This window comes from Moraxella boevrei DSM 14165, assembly GCF_000379845.1.
Classification (GTDB): domain Bacteria; phylum Pseudomonadota; class Gammaproteobacteria; order Pseudomonadales; family Moraxellaceae; genus Faucicola; species Faucicola boevrei.
Genome location: NZ_KB903810.1, coordinates 21283 through 41634 on the forward strand (window position 1 = coordinate 21283; position 20352 = coordinate 41634).

21 protein-coding genes and 1 pseudogene are annotated in these 20352 nt (G+C 40.7%); 9 read left to right on the forward strand and 13 right to left on the reverse strand.

The features are described 5' to 3' along the window. Window positions 1–143 precede the first annotated feature (143 nt). The 8 genes and pseudogenes from tsf to A3G3_RS0111165 all read right to left on the reverse strand — a co-directional run bounded on the left by tsf (window position 144) and on the right by A3G3_RS0111165 (window position 8039). A complete protein-coding gene (tsf, locus tag A3G3_RS0111130; RefSeq protein ID WP_019520599.1) occupies window positions 144–1022 on the reverse strand; it encodes a translation elongation factor Ts in 879 nt (292 codons plus the stop codon). Between the two features lie 185 nt (window positions 1023–1207). After that, window positions 1208–2014, reverse strand: a complete 807-nt coding sequence (gene rpsB / locus A3G3_RS0111135) for a 30S ribosomal protein S2 (RefSeq protein ID WP_019520600.1) — start codon at window positions 2012–2014, stop codon at window positions 1208–1210. Window positions 2015–2361: 347 nt separating this feature from the next. Continuing rightward, window positions 2362–2643 (reverse strand): annotated as a pseudogene (locus tag A3G3_RS13735) (PD-(D/E)XK nuclease family transposase); the annotation flags it as partial. Beyond that, window positions 2636–3238, reverse strand: coding sequence for a hypothetical protein (locus A3G3_RS0111145; RefSeq protein WP_019520602.1), 603 nt, complete (start codon window positions 3236–3238; stop codon window positions 2636–2638). The gene A3G3_RS0111145 and the pseudogene A3G3_RS13735, both read right to left, overlap by 8 nt. An 11-nt stretch (window positions 3239–3249) precedes the next feature. Then, on the reverse strand, window positions 3250–3762 hold the full coding sequence (locus A3G3_RS0111150) for an Lcl C-terminal domain-containing protein (protein ID WP_019520603.1): 513 nt from the start codon (window positions 3760–3762) through the stop codon (window positions 3250–3252). Window positions 3763–4002: 240 nt separating this feature from the next. After that, window positions 4003–7182 (reverse strand): Lcl C-terminal domain-containing protein, encoded by a 3180-nt coding sequence (locus A3G3_RS14125; protein ID WP_019520604.1) that lies wholly within the window; start codon window positions 7180–7182, stop codon window positions 4003–4005. Window positions 7183–7241: 59 nt separating this feature from the next. Next, a complete protein-coding gene (locus A3G3_RS14875; protein ID WP_267283251.1) occupies window positions 7242–7373 on the reverse strand; it encodes a hypothetical protein in 132 nt (43 codons plus the stop codon). A gap of 78 nt (window positions 7374–7451) precedes the next feature. After that, entirely contained in the window at window positions 7452–8039 is a 588-nt protein-coding gene (locus tag A3G3_RS0111165) for a hypothetical protein (RefSeq protein WP_019520605.1), read from the reverse strand. 199 nt (window positions 8040–8238) lie between these two features. Here A3G3_RS0111165 and A3G3_RS0111170 point away from each other — a divergent pair, with 199 nt between their 5' ends. The 3 genes from A3G3_RS0111170 to A3G3_RS14130 are packed head-to-tail and all read left to right on the forward strand — an operon-like array spanning window position 8239 to window position 10901. Next, the gene (locus A3G3_RS0111170; RefSeq protein WP_019520606.1) at window positions 8239–8940 is read left to right on the forward strand and encodes an NBR1-Ig-like domain-containing protein; all 702 of its coding nucleotides are present in this window, start codon (window positions 8239–8241) and stop codon (window positions 8938–8940) included. A gap of 24 nt (window positions 8941–8964) precedes the next feature. Then, a complete protein-coding gene (locus tag A3G3_RS0111175; RefSeq protein WP_019520607.1) occupies window positions 8965–10302 on the forward strand; it encodes an MATE family efflux transporter in 1338 nt (445 codons plus the stop codon). A 44-nt stretch (window positions 10303–10346) separates the two neighbouring features. Beyond that, window positions 10347–10901 carry a hypothetical protein gene (locus tag A3G3_RS14130; protein WP_019520608.1) on the forward strand — a complete coding sequence of 185 codons (555 nt, stop codon included), beginning with the start codon at window positions 10347–10349 and terminating at the stop codon, window positions 10899–10901. Between the two features lie 140 nt (window positions 10902–11041). On the opposite strand, the gene rplS is transcribed toward A3G3_RS14130, so the two are convergent. From rplS to hisA, 5 genes are all read right to left on the reverse strand, one after another. Next, complete coding sequence (gene rplS, locus A3G3_RS0111185; RefSeq protein ID WP_019520609.1) at window positions 11042–11419, reverse strand: 50S ribosomal protein L19; 378 nt, start codon at window positions 11417–11419, stop codon at window positions 11042–11044. A 126-nt stretch (window positions 11420–11545) separates the two neighbouring features. After that, window positions 11546–12292: a tRNA (guanosine(37)-N1)-methyltransferase TrmD gene (gene trmD, locus A3G3_RS0111190; protein ID WP_019520610.1), complete on the reverse strand. Its 747-nt coding sequence runs from the start codon at window positions 12290–12292 to the stop codon at window positions 11546–11548. 73 nt (window positions 12293–12365) lie between these two features. After that, window positions 12366–12884 carry a ribosome maturation factor RimM gene (gene rimM, locus A3G3_RS0111195; protein WP_019520611.1) on the reverse strand — a complete coding sequence of 173 codons (519 nt, stop codon included), beginning with the start codon at window positions 12882–12884 and terminating at the stop codon, window positions 12366–12368. 39 nt (window positions 12885–12923) lie between these two features. Next, complete coding sequence (gene rpsP, locus A3G3_RS0111200; protein WP_019520612.1) at window positions 12924–13181, reverse strand: 30S ribosomal protein S16; 258 nt, start codon at window positions 13179–13181, stop codon at window positions 12924–12926. A gap of 222 nt (window positions 13182–13403) precedes the next feature. Then, on the reverse strand, window positions 13404–14156 hold the full coding sequence (hisA, locus tag A3G3_RS0111205; protein WP_019520613.1) for a 1-(5-phosphoribosyl)-5-[(5-phosphoribosylamino)methylideneamino]imidazole-4-carboxamide isomerase: 753 nt from the start codon (window positions 14154–14156) through the stop codon (window positions 13404–13406). Between the two features lie 273 nt (window positions 14157–14429). Between hisA and A3G3_RS0111210 the strand changes: the two genes are divergently transcribed. From A3G3_RS0111210 to nqrF, 6 genes are read left to right on the forward strand one after another with little or no spacing between them, the layout of a single operon-like run. Continuing rightward, on the forward strand, window positions 14430–15779 hold the full coding sequence (locus A3G3_RS0111210) for a Na(+)-translocating NADH-quinone reductase subunit A (RefSeq protein ID WP_019520614.1): 1350 nt from the start codon (window positions 14430–14432) through the stop codon (window positions 15777–15779). A gap of 3 nt (window positions 15780–15782) precedes the next feature. After that, on the forward strand, window positions 15783–17003 hold the full coding sequence (locus A3G3_RS0111215) for an NADH:ubiquinone reductase (Na(+)-transporting) subunit B (RefSeq protein WP_026213011.1): 1221 nt from the start codon (window positions 15783–15785) through the stop codon (window positions 17001–17003). Continuing rightward, window positions 16987–17790 (forward strand): Na(+)-translocating NADH-quinone reductase subunit C, encoded by an 804-nt coding sequence (locus A3G3_RS0111220; protein ID WP_019520616.1) that lies wholly within the window; start codon window positions 16987–16989, stop codon window positions 17788–17790. Before A3G3_RS0111215 ends, A3G3_RS0111220 begins: the two co-directional genes overlap by 17 nt. A 1-nt stretch (window position 17791) precedes the next feature. Further along, window positions 17792–18487, forward strand: a complete 696-nt coding sequence (locus A3G3_RS0111225; protein ID WP_019520617.1) for an NADH:ubiquinone reductase (Na(+)-transporting) subunit D — start codon at window positions 17792–17794, stop codon at window positions 18485–18487. Between the two features lie 11 nt (window positions 18488–18498). Further along, the gene (gene nqrE, locus A3G3_RS0111230; RefSeq protein WP_019520618.1) at window positions 18499–19107 is read left to right on the forward strand and encodes an NADH:ubiquinone reductase (Na(+)-transporting) subunit E; all 609 of its coding nucleotides are present in this window, start codon (window positions 18499–18501) and stop codon (window positions 19105–19107) included. A gap of 9 nt (window positions 19108–19116) precedes the next feature. Next, entirely contained in the window at window positions 19117–20352 is a 1236-nt protein-coding gene (gene nqrF, locus A3G3_RS0111235) for an NADH:ubiquinone reductase (Na(+)-transporting) subunit F (RefSeq protein WP_019520619.1), read from the forward strand.

Genomic DNA, 20352 nt, shown 5'->3' on the forward strand with positions numbered 1-20352 from the left:
CAACTTTCTGTGCGTAAGCATGGTTACGGAGTTGCCTTATATCCACCGCCTGAAGTCGGTGGTTTTACAGCAACAGAGGATAAAAAATAAAACGCCCAATCTTAATAATTGGACGTTTGTATTTAGTAGTATTTAAAAAACAATTATTTAGCAGCAGCAGCCTGTGCAGCAGCCACTTCTTCTGCGAAGTTTTCTTGTTTTTTCTCAATACCCTCACCCACTTCTAAACGTTTGTAAGCAACGACCGTCATACCTTCTGATTTTAGCACATCGCCAACCTTTTTCTCGTTGTCAATGACATAAGGTTGGTTGACCAAAGTTACTTCGTTTAGGTATTTTTGTACGCCACCTGAAATCATTTTTTCTACCACGTTGTCTGGTTTGCCAGACTCTTTGGCTTTTGCAGTGATGATATCAGTTTCACGAGCCAAGATATCTGCAGGCATATTGGCTTCGTCAACGGCGATTGGATTAAATGCAGCCACTTGCATCGCAACTGATTTACCCGTTGCTTCGTTACCACCTTGGTAAGATACCACCACACCAATACGGATACCATGACGGTAAGTCGCTAGGTTTTCGCCTTCAATCACTTCAGCACGGCGGATTTGGATATTTTCACCGATTTTTTGTACCAACGCAACACGGGCTTCTTCAACGTTTTGACCGTCTTCATAAGCCAATGCTGAAATAGTTGCAACATCAGTGGTATTGTTTGCAAGGGCAAGTTCTGCAACTTTGTTGGCAAATGCAGTGAAGTTTGCATCTTTTGCCACAAAGTCAGTTTGACAGTTCACTTCTAATAATAATGCTTTGTTGCCGTCTTGTACAATAGTGATTGCACCGTCAGCTGCGATGTTACCTGCTTTTTTAGCAGCTTTTGCTTGACCTGATTTACGTAAGTTGTCAATGGCAAGTTCGATATCACCGTTGGCTTCTTGTAGGGCTTTTTTACATTCCATCATGCCAAGACCCGTACGGTCACGCAGTTCTTTTACCAGTTGTGCTGAGATTTGTGTCATAAAATTACCTTTTTTCTTGTTGTGCATCACCCAAGCTATACCTTGTTTGGGTGATTTTGCAGTATCGTATCAATTTTTGAAAAAGGTTGGGCTTTGGTTGAAAAAGCCACAACACTTTTTTGGGCGTTGCCACGCTTTAGAGATCGCTTAGCATGCGTTACTATTTTATTTACGCTTAATCAAGATTAATAGTTGTTTACCACTTGACCTGCTTGGTCAATTTTATTTTCAACAGGTGCTGTGGCATTCGCTTGTTGAGCGTTTTGTGGGGTAGAATCTTTGCCACCTGCTTGGGCTTTGGCATATTCTTTACCTGCCAAAATCGCATCTGCCATAGCGGTCACGTACAACGTAATCGCACGGATTGCGTCATCATTTGCAGGGATAACATAATCCACGTTGTCTGGGCTTGCGTTGGTATCCACCACACCGATTACAGGAATACCTAGGTTTTTGGCTTCTTGAATGGCAATCGCTTCATGGTCAACGCCCACAACAAAAATCGCATCTGGCAAGCCATTCATGTTTTTGATACCGCCCAATGCACGCTCAAGTTTTTCCATTTCACGGGTACGCTCTAGGGCTTCACGTTTGGTTAGTTTCGCAAACGTACCATCTTCAGCTTGACGCTCGTACTCTTTTAGGCGAGTGATTGACTGGCGAATGGTTTTCCAGTTCGTAAGCATACCCCCTAACCAACGATGGTCAACGTATGGCATACCTGCACGGGTCGCTTGTTCGCTAATCACTTGGCTGGCAGCACGCTTTGTCCCAACAAATAAGATTTTGTTACCACGAGAGGCTTCACGATTGGCATAGGTTAATGCTTCGTTCAATGCCTTTACGGTATGCTCTAGGTTGATGATATGAATTTTGTTGCGAGCACCAAAGATATATTTGCCCATTTTTGGGTTCCAAAAACGGGTTTGGTGACCGAAGTGTGCACCTGCTTCTAGTAGGTCACGCATTGAAACTTGAGTTGCATTTGACATGATAGTTCCTTAAAAAAATGTTGGGTTATGCCTCCACATCGCCTATTAAACCGATTTAGCCAGTTTGTAAATTTTAGAAATTTAGCAAAATAACCAAACACCCAGTTTAAGTATTGTTTTGATAATTTTAAAAAAAATCAACAAAAACAGTGGCGGTGTGTGTGTCATGTTAAGATTAAATTTTTGTTTTGTAAATTTTTTACAAAGACAAACTGCTATTATAGCATGGATTTGTTGCCATTGACAATAAATAAGGCGAAAAGGTTTATGGAAGATTTACGTTAAATAATCAATGCTTGGTAACTTTAACGGTGGGTAGGCGGATAAATTTAGAATTTTGATAAAATCGTTGCTAAATTATCTCTATAAGTCTTTAAACTATACTCATAATTTTGCCATTCTTCACAGTTCATGTTGGCGATTTGGGCGGTTTTAAAGGCTTGTTCAAACACTTCGTTGCCTTGAAATACTTGCGGTATCATCTGTAAATCCTTTAGGTTTTTGATATAAAACAACCATTTGTCAAGATTGGTTTGTAGTTCATTTTCGCTCTTGTCAAATTTTGGCATTTCAAAATAGACAAGGGTAAATTTATCATAAAAAATCTGATTGTTTTGGTCGTCAAGATAAGTTTTGCTTAAAAGCCTTTTCTAATTTTATCGTTGCGTCATACCAAGCAGGTAATTCTGGGTTGCTATCTTGGTTGGCATTAAGTACTGCTTGCCTAAAACTCTCCATAAACTTTTCAAAGTAATGGTAACTTTCGTAAAACAAGCCGACATCTTTTTTGTCTATTAATTTTCTGTCTATCTGTTGCCAAACACCTGTCCAATATGTTAAAAACAGACTGAGACTTTCATGCTCAGTCAGTTTTTCCCTTTTGATATCTTTAGAAAAATGCAGTTCTCGCATATTTTCTTCAATTTTAAAATCTGGGTCATGTTCATAAATATGCTGGGTACCTGGTTGGTTATCATAGTTTACCCAAGCATCTACCACTGCTGTGCGGTACTCAGTCTTTTTTGATTCAGGTAGGTATTGCCATTTTACATAGATACCCCATACAGGCACATAGATTTGGCGATAAAAATCAATGCTCTGTAGTTGGTTCTGCACATCAATCGCTCGTTGTTTTTTGGTGTAGGCTTGTTGCATGGCATAAATCGTACACGATACCAATCCGCCACTGATAATCGCAGATGCGATATCTAGTAAAATTGACATGATACGTCTCCTTACTCTGACCGGACGGCACGTGCATACGCATTCTTCATATTTGTACCATATCTAGACCCAACATTACTATTGCCAAGATTAAAATTTACACCCCATGCAAGGTCATCAAATTGCACATAAGGAGATGAAGACCAATAAAAAGCAGTTTCTGTATTTGGGAATATACTTGTATTAATAGCAGGGCTATAGCATTTGGTTTCTATCAAGGACTGTAGCTCTTTGATATTGGGCAGGCGGTAGCCTTTGCCTAAGTTTTTGGCAACGGTTAAAGCCTGTTTCCATGTATGTTCGGTTGCTGTACCTGTACAGGTATTACCGTTCCATGTTTGCCCGATACTACAGCGTTGCCATATCAAGCCTGTTACATTATCTTTGACTTCTGCTCCCATGTCTTGATAGCGACTGTCTGGGCGAGTTTGTTGAATGTTGGGGCTACAGGTTTGGGCGTAGCTGGTGGTGGCTGTCATCGCCAAAATCAAAGCATAGCTAGAGATGTTAAGTATTTTTTTCATGTTATCGCTTTCCTTTGGTAGGGTGGGCTACGCCCACCTTGAGTGTATTAAAGATAGGTCAGGGCTTATGTATACGTTCTGTTAGTTGTCATGCTTCCACCCAACAAACCTACCTATCATGCTTTTCTATCTGTTGGTAAATGGTGGACTAAGCCCACCCTACTCACTACTCACAGAAAATCCCCTTTAAGGGATTTTCTCTTGCGAACCTAGCAAAGCCGTGCCTTGCTTTAACGGCTCTCACCGCACGGCACGCACATAATGAGAATTATTCTTACGAGAATTATAATCGTAGTCATATCCAGAACTGAAATATACTCCCCATACAGAATCTTTGCTAAATGTATGTGGAGATGAAGACCAATACAAGTAACTTTGCTGACCGCTCTGAATATTACTTTGTGTATAAGTAAATATTGGATCAATTGCAGGATAGGAGCGACTGTAATCCACAATACTATGTAGTTCATCTAAATTTGGTAGTCGCCAGTCGCTGTAACCACAGTAGTTGCTGTTGTTGAGCTGTTGGATATATTGGTGGGTGTTGTTACTGTTGTTTTCACTACCTGCATCACCACCATTGGTTTTTGGGTCTGGGTTGTACCATGTGTAGGTATTGTCTTTATCACGCAGTCCACCGTCATCGGTTTTTTGTTCCCATGTCAGTCCTGTTACCTTGTCTATCACGCAGGTTTCATTGTTGTACTGACGTAGCTCATAGCTCATCGGTTGCCCTGCTTGTACTTCGCCGTCTTGCAGTAGCCCACGCCAGTTGTTGTCTAGTAGGTTACAAAAGGCTCTACTACTTCTCTCCGTACCGCAACGTGTGATACCTGTGGCGGTGAGTTTGGTGGCGGTTGGGGTGATTGGCGGTAAGGTTGTCGCTGTTACTTTAAATTGTTTATTAAAGATTGTGGTTTTACCGTCTGTCCCTACAACTGATAGATTGTAGTTATCCGTTGCCGTGGCAGGAGCGGTACATTGGTAGATATGTTTATCCACCGCTAGGCTGACTTGGGTTTGGGCGTTACAGCCGTTTACGGTGAGCATTTTATCCGTGGGTAGATTTTGCCCTGTGATGATGAGTTCAAACGGTTGCCCTGTCGTAATTTGCTGTGGGGTGGTGGTGATATTGGTGATTTTGGTTGTTTTATCTTCTAAGACATTAAAGGCTAATGTCTGAGATTTTGCAGGTATTGGGAATGTACCGCCATTGGTTTTTCTAATGACAGGGGTCATTGTTAATTGATAGTCGCCTGCTTTGGTAAAGGTATATTGTAACACAGGCAAATCAGAATAAATGGTTTTATTCTCAGCTCCCAAAATACTAATTTGATAGCCGATGATAGATTTATCCAATTTATGCGTTGCGGTAAAATAAATGGGTTTGTTGATATCCACACGGTAGCTATCCGCTGTTAGTTTTGGCGGTCTGGCATATTTAATCAGCTGTGGCGATGTGATATTACCAAGTTCAATGGTGGCTTTGCTACCTGCTTTTCCTGCTAAAACTTGGTCTGACTTAGTTGCAATAGAACCTGCGTACAGTTCAATGATGGTTTGAATTTTGCTTGGGTTCATAAGGAGTGTTTTATTGTCGGTTTTGTTGGCAATATTAATAATTGCTGAGTTCCAAGCTCGTATTTTTTGTGAGTTATTTAGCTGATTATAATTGGGTATATTGGCATAGGTTTGGAAAAATAAATTACTATTACCACGCAAATCACAACCACGTAAGGCACTATCGCACAATCTATCATTACCATTTTTGCCCAAACGAATATATTCAGCAATAAAAGCTTGAGCTGTCAAGTTTTCTTTTAAACTAGCGTTTGCCTTGCTGATTTGTATGATGGCAATAGAATAGTGAGCAATTTCAGTAATATGTTGATTGGCAAATTTTGTAACATTTTCTACGCAATCCGCCGTTCCTGAAATACCTACACCATAATTTAAAGCTTCCGCACAAGCCCCACCTGTTTTCATAATTTCACTAGTAATTTCAAGTGTATTGACCCAACCATTACGTACAGCACTTTCTTCATCGCCACGAACATTATAACCTGTAGTAAATTTAACAATATCATCAACCATTTCTGTGCCAATTTTCATGGCATTATAAGTAGCATCTCTTTCTTGCAACAATCTTGCTATATTAGCCCCACTTTTAAAACTGGTTAAAATAATATTTGTAATATCTTTTGCATCTTTTTTTAATTGCTCATTACTCATATGTTCAAATGAAGCATCTAAAACTTTTGTTACAACTTCAACACATTTATCGATATTTGGTTGAGAAGTTGTAACCTTACATTCAGATGCACTAACTAATGCATCAAAAATAGCAGGTATTACTGTTTTCTTAAATTTATCTTTTATTTCCACACATTCAGCGTCTGACTTGCCAGAACACTGCCATGTTTGTGCATAATCTGATAAAGCACCCACATAATTGCCAGCAAAACCTAGCATTCTTTTCATGGCATTTTCTCTAGTTTCCGTTGATGTCGTAGGAAGTTCCGTTGCATATGCTTTCATGTATTTGGTAGTAGCTCCTATAGCATTTGCAACAATATTACTTTCTACAGCGTGTTTAATGCCTGCATGAATGGTTTGCTCATTGGTATTTTCTAAAAAATCACTGTGAAATTGTACAGCCGTGCTTCCTATATCTAAGGCGACATCTTCATAAAAAGCAATGGCTTGGGCTTTTTCACGACAAGTACGACCTTGTGTTGAAAATTTATCCTGCACACCTGGCAAATAATACGTTGAATCTGCAATAGATGTACAAACTTTATTGCGATTAGCGTGCTGATTGGCTTGTTCTGGTGATACCCAAGTTTTAGCAAAACCACCTACTTCTTCTGCATATTTTTTTAGACTATCTTGTACATATTCAGTTGGGCTTTTGAGTAAAATTTCTTGCAAACTGGTTGAGCCAACATCAACATCAAGAATTTTTTCTAATTTATATCTGTTAGCATCAGTTAACTGTATGCCATTTTCAGGGTTGTTATCACTGTCTAATATTTGCAAAGTTTGGGCGAGTCTTTCAACATAGCGTTTTCTTTCATCACTTCTACTACTAATCGTTGGCTCTATATCATAAATATGAACTTCACTTGTTGCTATTGCTTCACCAATATTTTGGTTACCAACAAAAAATTCTATTTTTTCGCCCATTTTATCATAAAAAAACTTACCATTTTTATCAGTTACACCTGTGCGTGTCGCTGTTTTATAAGTAACGCCTTCAATTTGAGCATCAATCAACCGACCTTCATAAACGCTTGGGGTTTGCTGGTTTGATGTTTGATGAGATTTATTGACACTATTCCCATTACTACACGCCGACAACGCCATAGCGGACGACACCGCTACCGCTAACAACGACAGATTTTTAGAACTTGGTTGCATAACTTTCTCCTTTATGCAAAAAAATTAAACCACTTGATAAAACTCATAAAACTCAAAACCTAAAGCGAACTTCTCACACCCAACAGCCAGCTTGTGTGTTTGGCTTTACCGCTTGGATATTGTAGGTCATCTTGAACAAGGCTTTTGCCATACTCATTCACTTGATGCGTGGCTTCCCCCAATATCGCCAAACTATCACTCAGCTGATAACTGGCTTTTGCACCGACTTGCCAGACTGTTTTTTTGTCTAACTCTTGTTCAAAGTTATGCTAGGGGACTTTGATGTCACTGATGATTTGTTTGCCAACATCTACCGATACTTCTAAGCCGATGTTTGGCGTGGCTTGGTATTGAGCGACAATCCCAGCCGATACGCTTCGCTGAGTAAAGCGTTCATCATACTGGCTAAGCTGTCTGTCCCAACGTTGGTGTTGTCCGCCGATGTTGGGTATGAGTTGGATTTTTTCTCCCACTGGTAGGGCATAGCCAACATTAGCGGATAACTTATACATGGTGTTATCGGTGATAGATTGATAAGGGATAAGCTGATTGCCTTGTTGCAAAAAACCGTCATAGTTGGTCGCCCCTGTCACGTGGGTGGCTCGTCCCTGTAACCATAAGCCTTGATGTGTGTGTTGGTAGCGTGTGTTAATGGCAAATTCGTGTATATCGGATTTTTCGGTGTTGAGAATGCCGTTGTCCACACGTTGATGGTTATCGTATTCTTGATAATCTTGTTGCATTAACCCTGTGGTAATGGATATAGTACGGTTGTTGGTTTGCCATGCTTGTGCCATACCAAGGTGGGTGGCTGTTAATAAAGCTACACCGATAGCAAGACGTAAAATTGTTACCATAGTTTTTCGCTCCGAAATTTTTTGTATATTTATACCATATTTTTCATGATAAATAACCACAAATTTATCAAAAATGTCCGAAAAATCGGACAATTTTTCATTATTTGCAAAAATTTTGTTGAATATTCAAAATTTCCATATTACTATAAAATAGTCTATTTTTTATCCAAAATTTCAATTATTGTTGAGTTTTTTCTATATGAAATCCACTTTTGAGTCTTTACCCAAAAATGATAGCCCTGCCATGGATAACGTATTTTTGAATTATTTAAGACAATATTGTAATCAACATAATTTAACTTTTATTGAGTTTTGTAAAAAAGTAGGTATTCGACGTAGCACAATGTACGACTTGATTGCTGTGAATAGTAATCCTAAAATTGGTTATTTTATTCAGCTAGGCGAAGCAATGGGGGTGCATCCCTTAGTTTTACTCAATCTCAAATGGTCGATGCTCTCTTTTCACACTAAATCTGAACAAGTAGAAAGCTTTAACAAACAATTAAATGATGCCAGTGCATTTATTGGTGAAACCATACCTGATGGTACAATTATGCCTGCAGGTGCAAAGTTTTCTAAGACTTGGACGATTCAAAATGTCGGAAAAACAACTTGGGAAGGGCGTAAACTTGTGTATCAAAATGCTCCCATGCAAAATCAATACCCAAACAGTACGTTGTTAGAAGAGCATCAACTCATTGTCGTTGAAAAATCAATCAATATTGTTAAAACCTTGCCACAACAAACCGTAACATTAGAGGCAGTTTGTATTGCTCCAAAGATTGCAGGGCATTATATTGCTTATTGGAAAATGGTGGATAATCATGGCAAATTATGTTTTCCAGATGGTGTCGGTTTATCTTTAAGCATTATTGTACGCACCGCTCAAGTTGCTTACTAGTTATCTTGCCAGCAAGTATTATTTGTGAAAAAGACGATTTTATATCACACTCTTGCTAAACAAACATTTGCCATTTGGTTAATCCAAATGATTATTTTGGTTATTCCTATGTTAGATACGTATTTTCTTATTGGTATCTCTAACCAAAATGTCGCATCGTATGCCCTAGGCAGTTCATTTTATGGCTTATGGATTTTAGTATGTAAGGGGATTTTGCAAGGTATTAGCTTCCGTGTTGCAGTAATAGCTAATGTTTACAATCACGATAACCAACAAAATTTAGCCATTCAATCGTTATATTTGGTTGTAATATTAACCCTTATTGCTTGGATGTTACTATATCTGAGCGGTATTGGCATACAACACCTGCCTATCAGTAATACTTTAAAGCACTTATCTTGGCAATACTTATATATTGCAATGTTTGGTGTTCCTGCTGTTCTAGGTGTGCGTGCACTGTCAGCATGGTATCAAGGTGTCAGTCTTGCAGGATTATTGGCAAAATGGTTTATCATTGGTATTATTATCAAAGTTTTTTTAACCAAACTATTCATTATGGGCGTTTTTGGTCAATATTGGCAAAATATTAGTGGCGTGGTTTTTGCCAATAATTTGATGTTCTGGTTTATATTTTTTGCGTTATTGATATCAATCCGCCAAGATTATCATGAGCATAATACCTCTTATACTACAACAAACTCAATTCATTATCAGCTCAATATTCATGAACAATGCCAAATTCTTCGCTATGGATTGCCTATTGGCATTGCTTATTGGTCAGAGTTTTCGATAGTTCCAATGATTACTAGCTTGATAGCCAGTCATAATGAACATCTACTAGTCATACACGAGATTTTATCCAGTGTTTACGATTGGCTTATGTCTTTACCAATTGCTACTGCATTAGCAAGTAGTATTTTGGCTAGGCAACTTTATCAATATAATTTTATAACTGCCAAATATATCAAATCATTATGCGATAAGCTATTAATCGGATTTTGTATCATGCTCTTTGGTTTAGTTTGGGCTTTTAAATATCAATGGCTATCCTTATATGATATCAATCATACCCAAACCTCGCTTGCCATTAGCATTATCCCAGTTATTTTACTACGTGCTATTGTAGAATCATTACAGACCTTATCTGCCTTTCATTTACGTGCAATTGATAAAGGTTGGTTGGTAGTTATCGTGAATGGGTTTAGTTTATGGGGCGTTACGATGTTAGGTATATACTGGCAAAGATTTTCATTATTAACTTTAGGTAGCATATGGCTATTACTAAGCCTAGGATATATGATAGGTTGGCTAATCCTACAGCTTATCTATGATAAAATACAAAATCTCAACCCAAAAATCTAAAATTATGCTAAAATAACCCTTTAATTTTTTAAATAGGATTTGTTATGTTAAACACCGCCTTTCGCACGTCAGTTTTCACTATCGCCTTACTTGGATTGACCGCTTGTCAAAGCACAAGCCTACCTTTTGCTAAAAAATCGGATATTGCTACCAACGCCCACGCCAGCCGTGTCGGTCATGTGAATTGGCAAAATTCAGGCAACAGTCCACTACTCAAACAAACCGATATCGCCGACAAACAAGCCAACCTTATATTTATCCGCCCTGCGAGCGAACTTGGCGAACAATCTGGCGTAAATATCGCCCTAAACGGTGAATATTTGGTGAGTTTGCAAGGCAATCATTACACCCAAACCCAAGTGTGTGCAGGTTCAGCAAACCTAAGCAGTCAAATCACAGGCAAAAAATCTAACGACTTAAACGCCCAAGCCCAAACCTTAAACCTGCACGCCAAACAAAACCATTATTTTTTGGTGAATGTGAACACTGATAATCAGACCATGATTACTGCGATTACGCCTGCTCAAGCCCAAGGCTATATTGGCGATACCAGCTACCAAGCCCATCAAATCAGCCGTATTCAAGCTAATTGTCAATAACTTTTAACAGTAACTTTTAACATTAAACATTGACCAAAAAAAAATCCCAATCTAGGACAGATTGGGATTTTGCTTTTTGGTGTACCCTACCACCAAAAATCATTGCGAAATTTGCAACGATTTTTGGTGGTTTATCGCAATTAGGCTTCAGTCGCCTTACGATATGACAATTTTTCTTTAATACGAGCAGATTTACCTGAACGCTCACGCAAGTAGTAAAGTTTGGCACGGCGTACATCACCACGGCGTTTTACTTCAATACCCGCAATCAAAGGTGAATGCGTTTGGAATGCACGCTCAACGCCAACACCGCTAGAGATTTTACGCACGGTGAATGCTGAGTTCAAACCACGATTACGTTTTGCGATAACCACACCTTCAAACGCTTGCAGACGCTCACGGTCGCCCTCACGTACTTTTACTTGTACCACAACGGTATCACCCGGTGCAAATGCAGGTACGTCAGTTTTTAATTGTTTGTTTTCAATTTCTTGAACCAATGGGTGTTTATTACTCATGAGAATTTCCTCATTTATAGGGGGATATAGGCTGATAGCAACGCTAAAATTAAGCTAAATCGCATTTTCCCCGTTAGTTTTTATGTATTTCGTACACGTTAGATATCCGTCAAGTGGATAATGCTATCAGTCATCCGACAACTTGGCATCGGCTAACCATTTTTGTTGCTGTTTATTGGGCAAAAAATCTTGCCACAAATCAGGGCGGCGGTTTTTGGTACGTTTGGCTTGCTCAATAAATCGCCATTTGGCAATATTGGCATGATGTCCTGATAATAACACGTCAGGGACAATATTGCCCTCAAAATCAACAGGTTTGGTATATTGTGGACAATCTAACAACCCATCCACAAACGAGTCTTGCACCGCTGATAAATCATCACCCATGACATCGGGCAAACGTCTTATCAAGCTGTCCATTAACACCATCGCTGGCAACTCACCACCTGTCAACACATAATCGCCAATAGAACATTCAATATCCACATAGTTGGCAATCAAGCGTTCGTCAATGCCTTCATAACGTCCACATAACAAAATCAATCCGTCATATCGACAAAAATCCAGCACCCCCGCTTCATTTAAGGTTTTGCCTTGTGGCGAGAGGTACACCACAGGACAGTTTTTGCCACGTTGCTGAGCTTGGTTTTTGGCAAACACAATCGCTTTTTGCAACGGCTCTGCCATCATTACCATGCCCGGCCCGCCACCAAAAGGACGGTCATCAATCCGCCGATAATTATCCGTGGTAAAATCTCTTGGGTTAATCAGCAAAATTTCGGTTTGTTGCCGAGCAATTGCCCGTCCTGTAATACCATATTGGCAAACGCTGTCAAACATTTGTGGTAAAATGCTAATCACGGCAAAAAACATTCAGTTGCACCTAAGCGTTTTGCTTTTGTTAAAACTACTATTAAAACCATTAAAACATGGCTATTAAACTTAATTAGTAATCAGAACCCCAATCCACCGTTATCATTTTTTCGGCTAAATTGACATCCAAAACCGTTTGTTTGTGCCAAGGGATTAAACGCTCTTCGCTATCTACGCTGTCATCGGTCGGTTCAACTACCATGATAGCGTGAGCTCCCGTTTCAAACAACTCTTTGACACGTCCCAAAATCACATCGTCTGTCTGACTTTTTACCGTCAAACCAACCAAATCTGCCCAATAATATTCATCGTCTGCCAAGCGACTTAAATGCTGTCTATCCGCCCACAAGGTTACGCCAAACATGGTTTCGGCGACATTGCGGTCGGGTACTTCGTTGAGTTGCACCACATAGCCTTTGCCCTGTGGTCGCCAATTTTTTACCGTTAAGGTTTTTTGTCCCAACGCCGTTTTGATAACCCAAGGTTGCATGGCAAACACCGCTTCACGGTCTTCGGTATAACTAAATAGCCACAGCCAACCTTGAATACCATAAGGTTTCTTTAGCTCGCCGATTTTTATCAAGTTATCCATGATGACACCGTTTTAGCGTGTTAATTTTGCAACGCCAAATTAGGCAGATGCGTTCTCTTTTTTGTAGGCTTTGAATAAGGCTTTTACACGGTCAGTTGGTTGTGCACCTTTGTTAACCCACGCTTCATAAGTTTCAATGTCAATACGAACAGGTACTTCTTGACCTTTTGCGATTGGGTTAAAAAAACCGATGTTTTCAATGTAACGACCATCACGTGGGCTACGTGAGTCGGTTACCACGATTTGATAAAATGGGCGTTTCTTTGCACCGCCCCGTGCTAAACGGATAACTACCATAATGTTCTCTCTATGAATGTAAATTCAGTGGTTAGAGCCTAAAAAACCTGTTGTTTTTGTCAAAAAACAGGGTAAATAAAGACCCAAACGTGTGTATTTTCTGCTGTTAAAAGCGATTTACGCCGTTTAGGTACACCAAAAAGGACAATATTTTAACACATTTTTTGACAAATCACTAGGTTTTTTGTGTTTTTTTCAAACAACCCAACAAAATTTCTTTTATCAATTATCAAGCAACACCTGAGCCGATGCGATATCTAGCGTGCCTTCATAAATCGCTCGCCCTGTGATAATGCCTTCTAAATACTCGCTATACGGTTTTAAATTTTCAATATCTTGCAAATCAGTTACGCCACCTGATGCAATCACAGGCAATCCGCTATATTTTGCCAAATTCACCGTTTGCTCTACGTTTACCCCTTGCATCATGCCATCACGAGCGATGTCGGTATAGACGATGGACGATACGCCTGCATCAGCAAAACGTTTTGCCAAATCCACCGCTTTCACATCAGTTACATTTGCCCAGCCGTGCGTTGCCACATAGCCGTCTATGGCATCAATCCCAACGATGATATGCCCTGCAAATTCTTGACAGGCTTGTTCCACAAATTCAGGCTGTTCCACCGCTTTTGTGCCAATGATAATATAAGTCAAACCTGCTTCGAGATAATGGCGAATGGTGTCAAGACTACGCACGCCACCGCCGAGCTGAATGGGCAGATTTGGGTGGGCTTTGGCAATCGCTGTTACCACATCTTTATGCACAGGCACGCCGTCAAATGCCCCATTTAAATCCACCAAGTGCAGACGTCTTGCCCCTTCATTCACCCAACGGCTCGCCATCGCCACAGGGTCATCGCTAAACACGGTGTCATCTTCCATGCGACCTTGCTTTAAACGGACACATTTGCCGTCTTTTAGGTCAATGGCAGGAATGATTAACGTGGGTTTGGTTGTTAAGATTTTATTCATAAAAAGATATCCTTTTGTTAAAAAAAAGTGAAAAATATTTACTTTAACAAACTTTTGTTAATTTTTGCACAAAAATTTTGGCTTTTATGTAAAAGAAATGTCATATTTGCTAGAATTTTTGCGTAATTTTACCGTATAATGGCAGGTTAGGTAATATTTTTTTATAAACTGATACAAATTAGAAAAGTTTTTGCTTTTCATTTGTATGAGTTTTTATGTTACACGATGTTATTTTTGGACTTTTTTTAAATTTTTCAAAATAGAAGATTGCTTATGATTACCATCAAAAAGGGGCTAGATATCCCCATTAGTGGCTCGCCAAGTAGCAATAGTAGCGACATTAGCCAGTTTAATCCAAAGCACGTTGCGTTAATCGGTTATGACTATATCGGCATGAAACCGTCCATGCTTGTGCAAGAAGGCGATACGGTTGCCAAAGGGCAAGCGGTTTTTACCGACAAAAAACGTGATGGCGTGGTGTTTACTGCACCTGCATCAGGGCGTGTGGTGGCGGTCAATCGTGGCGAACGCCGTGTGTTTGAAAGCCTTGTGATTGAAGTGGATGACAGCATCACTGCCAAAAGATTTGGGCAATATCGTTCTGATGAGTTAGCCAGTTTATCGCGTGAAAGCGTGGTTAGTCAGTTGGTTGATTCGGGTGAATGGACAGCGTTTCGTACGCGTCCATTTAGCCGTACGCCACAGATTGATAGCGTGCCTGTGGCGATTTTTGTCAATATGATGGACACCAATCCACTCGCCTTTGACCCATTGCTGATGATAAAAGAAGAACAGCAAGCGTTTGACGATGGCTTGGCGGTGTTATCTCGTTTGACTGACAAAGTGTTTGTGTGTCATGAAGGCAATGCCAATGTAGCAAAAGTTAGCTTGACAAATGTGAGTTATCACGGTTTTGCAGGGGTGCATCCTGCAGGATTGTCAGGCACGCACATTCACTTTTTGCGTCCTGTTGGACGTGGGGTAACGGTGTGGACGATTGGTTATCAAGACGTGATTGCGTTTGGTAAATTGTTTACCACAGGTGAGCTTTATACGGTGCGAATGCTAAGTTTGGCAGGACCTTCGGTGAATAAACCACGTTTAATCATCACTGACCGTGGGGCAGATTTGCGTGAGCTGACCCAAAATGAACTCGCTCAAGGCGATAACCGTGTGATTTCAGGGTCGGTATTGTCAGGACGCAAAGCGGTTGGTACATTACGCTTTTTGGGGCGTTTTCATTATCAAGTGTCAGCCTTGGCAGAAGGGCATGAACGTCCTGCGATGCACTTTTTTACGCTTGGGGCCAATCGTTTTTCGGCTATGCCGATTTATTTATCCCAGTTTTTTAAAGGCAAAAAATTTGCGATGACCACCAGTACCAACGGTTCACCCCGTGCGATGGTGCCGATTGGCAGTTATGAAAAAGTGATGCCGTTGGATATTTTGGCAACTCAGTTGCTCCGTGCAATTATCGTAGAAGATATTTTGACGGCGGAAGATTTGGGTGTGCTTGAGCTAGATGAAGAAGATTTGGCGTTGTGTACGTTTGTCAGCCCTGGTAAATACGAGTTTGGTGATATTTTGCGGGACAATCTGACACGCATTGAGCAGGAGGGCTAAACATTGAAATTTATTCATGATATGTTTGATAAGGCTGAGCCACATTTTACACATGGTGGTAAGTATGAAAAATACTTTGCTGTGTTTGAGATGTTTGACACATTTTTTCGTCAGCCTGCAAACAAAAGTTACAGTGCATCGCACGTTCGTGATGGGATTGATTTAAAACGCATCATGATTACCGTGTGGCTGTGTGCGTTTCCTGCGATGTTTTGGGGAATGTATAACACGGGTTTTCAAGCCTTAACGGCAATGGCAAAAACTGGGGCGACGGCTTCTGGTTGGCGAACCATGATTACCGATTTGGTGGGTTATAATGCGGACAGTATTTTGGCGTGTTTTACCTATGGAGCAATGCAGTTTTTACCGATTTATATCGTGACCTTTGTGGTGGGGATTTTTTGGGAAACGGTGTTTGCCATTTATCGTAAGCATGAAGTGAATGAAGGTTTTTTCGTCACGTCTATTTTGTTTGCCTTGACGTTGCCAGCGAGTATTCCACTTTGGCAGGTGGCACTTGGGATTAGTTTTGGTGTCGTGGTTGCCAAAGAAGTGTTTGGCGGTACGGGCAAAAACTTTTTAAACCCTGCTTTGGCAGGTCGTGCGTTTTTGTATTTTGCTTATCCTGCCAGTATTTCAGGCGATGCGGTTTGGACAGCCGTGGACGGCTATACAGGGGCAACGCCATTGGGACAAGCCGCCGTTGGCACGATGTCAAATACGTTTCACAATGGTTTTGACCAGACCTTGACTTGGACAAATGCGTTTTTAGGCAATATGCAAGGCTCTATCGGCGAAGTGTCAACCTTGGCAATTTTAATCGGTGCGGTTGGTTTGTTATGGACAAAGATTGCGTCATGGCGGATTATGGCAGGCGTGATGATTGGTATGGTTGCTACCAGCTTGTTGTTCAATATATTTGGTGATAACAACAGTGCCTTACAGATGATGCCTTTTTGGTGGCATTTTGTGTTGGGTGGTTTTGCTTTTGGTATGGTATTTATGGCAACTGACCCTGTGTCGGCGGCGATGACCAATATCGGACGATGGTGGTATGGGATTTTGATTGGGTTTATGACCGTGATTATCCGTGTGATTAACCCTGCATTCCCTGAAGGCATTATGCTGGCGATTTTGTTTGCCAACTTATTTGCACCGCTTTTTGATTACTTTGTCACTCAAGCCAATATCAAACGGAGAAAACGTTATGTCAGCCAAAAATAGTAATATCAGCACGATGATGACCGCTTTGGTATTATGTTTGTTCTGTTCGGTTATGGTATCAACAGCAGCAATTAGCATGAAACCAAAACAGTTATCCAACATTGAGCTTGACCGCAATAAAAATATTTTAATGGCCGCTAATATGTTTGACCCTGCCAAAAACTCGCCTGCTGATGCCGAAGCGATGTTTAAAAATGTACAAATCAAGCTCATTGATACCAAAACAGGGCAATTTGCCACAGACGAAATGCTAAAAGCTGACAACATCAGCGATGTCGGTGCGTATGATGTGGTGAAAGCATCCAAAGATATCGGTAGTCGCATTGATTTGGGTGATGATGACCCTGCCCAAGTGGGTGGTTTGCCAAAATATCTAAAAGTCTATATCATCAATGACGAAGCAGGTAAACTTAAAAATGTCGTCCTACCGATTAACGGCAATGGGCTTTGGGGACAAATTTACGGCTTTTTGACCTTAAAAGCAGATATTAACACCATTGAAGGCATTTCATTTTATCAGCACAAAGAAACCCCAGGTTTAGGGGCGTTGATTGAAACGCCAAAATGGCGTGCCTTATGGACCGACAAAAAAGCTTATGATGGTGATAAAATTATCACAGGTGTGGTTAAGTCAGGCAGTCCTAAACCCAATCCCAACTATGTGGACGGTATCACAGGGGCGACTTTAACCAGTGCTGGGGTAAACAATATGATTCAGTTTTGGTTGTCTGATAGAGCGTATAAGCCGTTTTTGGACAATTTACGTAATACTGCGACAGGGGGCTAAGATGTCAGACACAAAAAAACTTCTGCTAACGCCAATTTTTCAAAACAACCCAATCGGTGTGCAAGTACTGGGTATTTGCTCCGCATTGGCAGTGACCATTTCTATCAAAAATGCACTGGTTATGGGCATTGCCTTGACCCTTGTTACCGCATTTTCTAGCTTTTTTATCTCGCTTATTCGCAATAAAATTCCGTCAAGCATTCGTATTATTGTACAAATGGTAGTGATTGCAAGCCTTGTGATTGTCGTGGACCAAGTGCTAAAAGCGGTGGTCTATGATGTCTCCAAATCCTTGTCAGTGTTTATTGGGCTTATCATTACCAACTGTATTGTCATGGGGCGTGCCGAAGCATTTGCCATGAGTAATCCGCCTGTGCCGAGCTTTTTGGACGGCTTTGGCAATGGTTTGGGCTATTCAGTCATGCTGTTTTTGGTGGCGGTCATTCGTGAGCTGTTTGGCAATGGTTCTTTGTTTGACATTCAGATTTTGCAAAAGGTAACAGACGGCGGTTGGTATGTGCCAAATGGCTTGCTATTGTTGCCGCCGTCTGCGTTTTTTGTGATTGCATTATTTATTGCATTGTTGCGTATGAAGTATAAAAATTTGCAAGAACCTGCCGATTTTGTCATGAAACCACAATCAAAAGGCATGCTACATACCGCTCACGACCCACACCGTGATAAAAGTGGTAAATAAGGAGCAGGATTATGGAACATTATATTAATTTATTTATTACGTCTGTTTTTATTCAAAATATGGCGTTGGCATACTTTTTTGGTATGTGTACGTTTATTGCTGTCTCCAAAAAAGTCTCTACCGCCTTGGGGCTTGGCATTGCCGTAACCTTTGTAATGGGGCTGACAGTTCCTTTAAATAACTTATTGTATCAATATTTGTTAAAAGATGGGGCACTCGCTTGGGCAGGGTTTGGCAATCTAGATTTATCATTTTTGGGCTTTTTGTCTTATATCGCCTTGATTGCAGCAGTCGTGCAAGTCCTAGAAATGTTTATGGACAAGTTTATGCCTTCTTTGTACAATGCGTTGGGGATTTTCTTACCACTGATTACGGTCAACTGTGCGATTATGGGCGGTGTGCTATTTATGGTGGAGCGAGATTACAACTTTGGCGAATCGGTGGTGTATGGATTTAGTTCAGGACTTGGCTGGGCACTGGCGATTACCGCTATGGCAGGTATCCGTGAAAAGCTCAAATACTCTGATGTGCCAGCTCCTTTGCGTGGCATTGGCATTACCTTTATCACCGCAGGGCTTATGGCGTTAGGCTTTATGAGCTTTGGTGGTATGTCGTTATAAGGAGACAATATGAATTTTGGTGAATTATTTGGTGGCGTGGGTATGTTTGTCGCCATCATTATGAGCCTTGTGGTCGTTATCTTAATGGCACGCAGTCGGCTTGTAAATACAGGCAAAGTCAATATTAACATTAACGACAATGTTGATAATACGCTGTCTGTGGAAGCAGGTGGTAAGTTACTACAGACGCTGGCTGGCGAAGGTATCTTTTTATCATCAGCTTGCGGTGGTGGTGGTTCATGCGGTCAATGTCGCTGTAAAGTGGTCTCTGGTGGTGGTGATATTTTGCCTACCGAAGAGAGCCATTTTACCCAAGGTGAAATCCGTGACGGTATGCGTCTAGCCTGTCAAGTTGCGGTTAAACAAGACATGGCGATTGAGATTGATCCAGAATTCTTTGATGTGAAAAAATGGGAATGTACCGTCATCTCTAATGACAATGTTGCCACTTTTATCAAAGAATTGGTGTTAAAAATCCCAGAAGGCGAAGCAGTCAACTTCCGTGCAGGTGGTTATGTACAACTCGAAGCCCCTGCTCATGAAGTGCATTATAAAGACTTTGTCATTGACAAAGAATACCACGAAGATTGGGACAAATTTAACCTTTGGCAATATGTGTCAAAAGTGGACGAGCCTGTTATTCGTGCCTACTCAATGGCAAACTATCCTGAAGAAAAAGGCATCATCAAATTTAACATTCGTATCGCAAGCCCACCACCACGAGGCGGTGAAGGCATCCCACCAGGTAAAATGTCATCTTGGGTATTTAGCCTAAAACCGGGGGATAAAGTGACGGTTTCTGGGCCTTATGGCGAATTTTTTGCCAAAGACACCAAAAATGAGATGATTTTTATCGGCGGTGGTGCAGGTATGGCCCCAATGCGGTCTCACATTTTTGACCAATTAAAACGCCTAAACTCTGACCGTAAAATCAGCTTTTGGTACGGTGCTCGCTCTAAACGTGAAATGTTCTATGTAGAAGATTACGACAGTTTAGAAGAGCAATTTGACAACTTTGAATGGCACGTGGCACTCTCTGACCCAATGCCAGAAGATAACTGGGACGGCTACACAGGCTTTATTCATAACGTACTTTATGAAGAATACCTAAAAGACCACCCTGCCCCAGAAGATTGCGAATTTTATATGTGTGGACCACCAGTCATGAATGATGCTGTCATCAAAATGCTCAAATCACTGGGCGTAGAAGATGAAAACATCATGCTAGACAATTTTGGCGGTTAG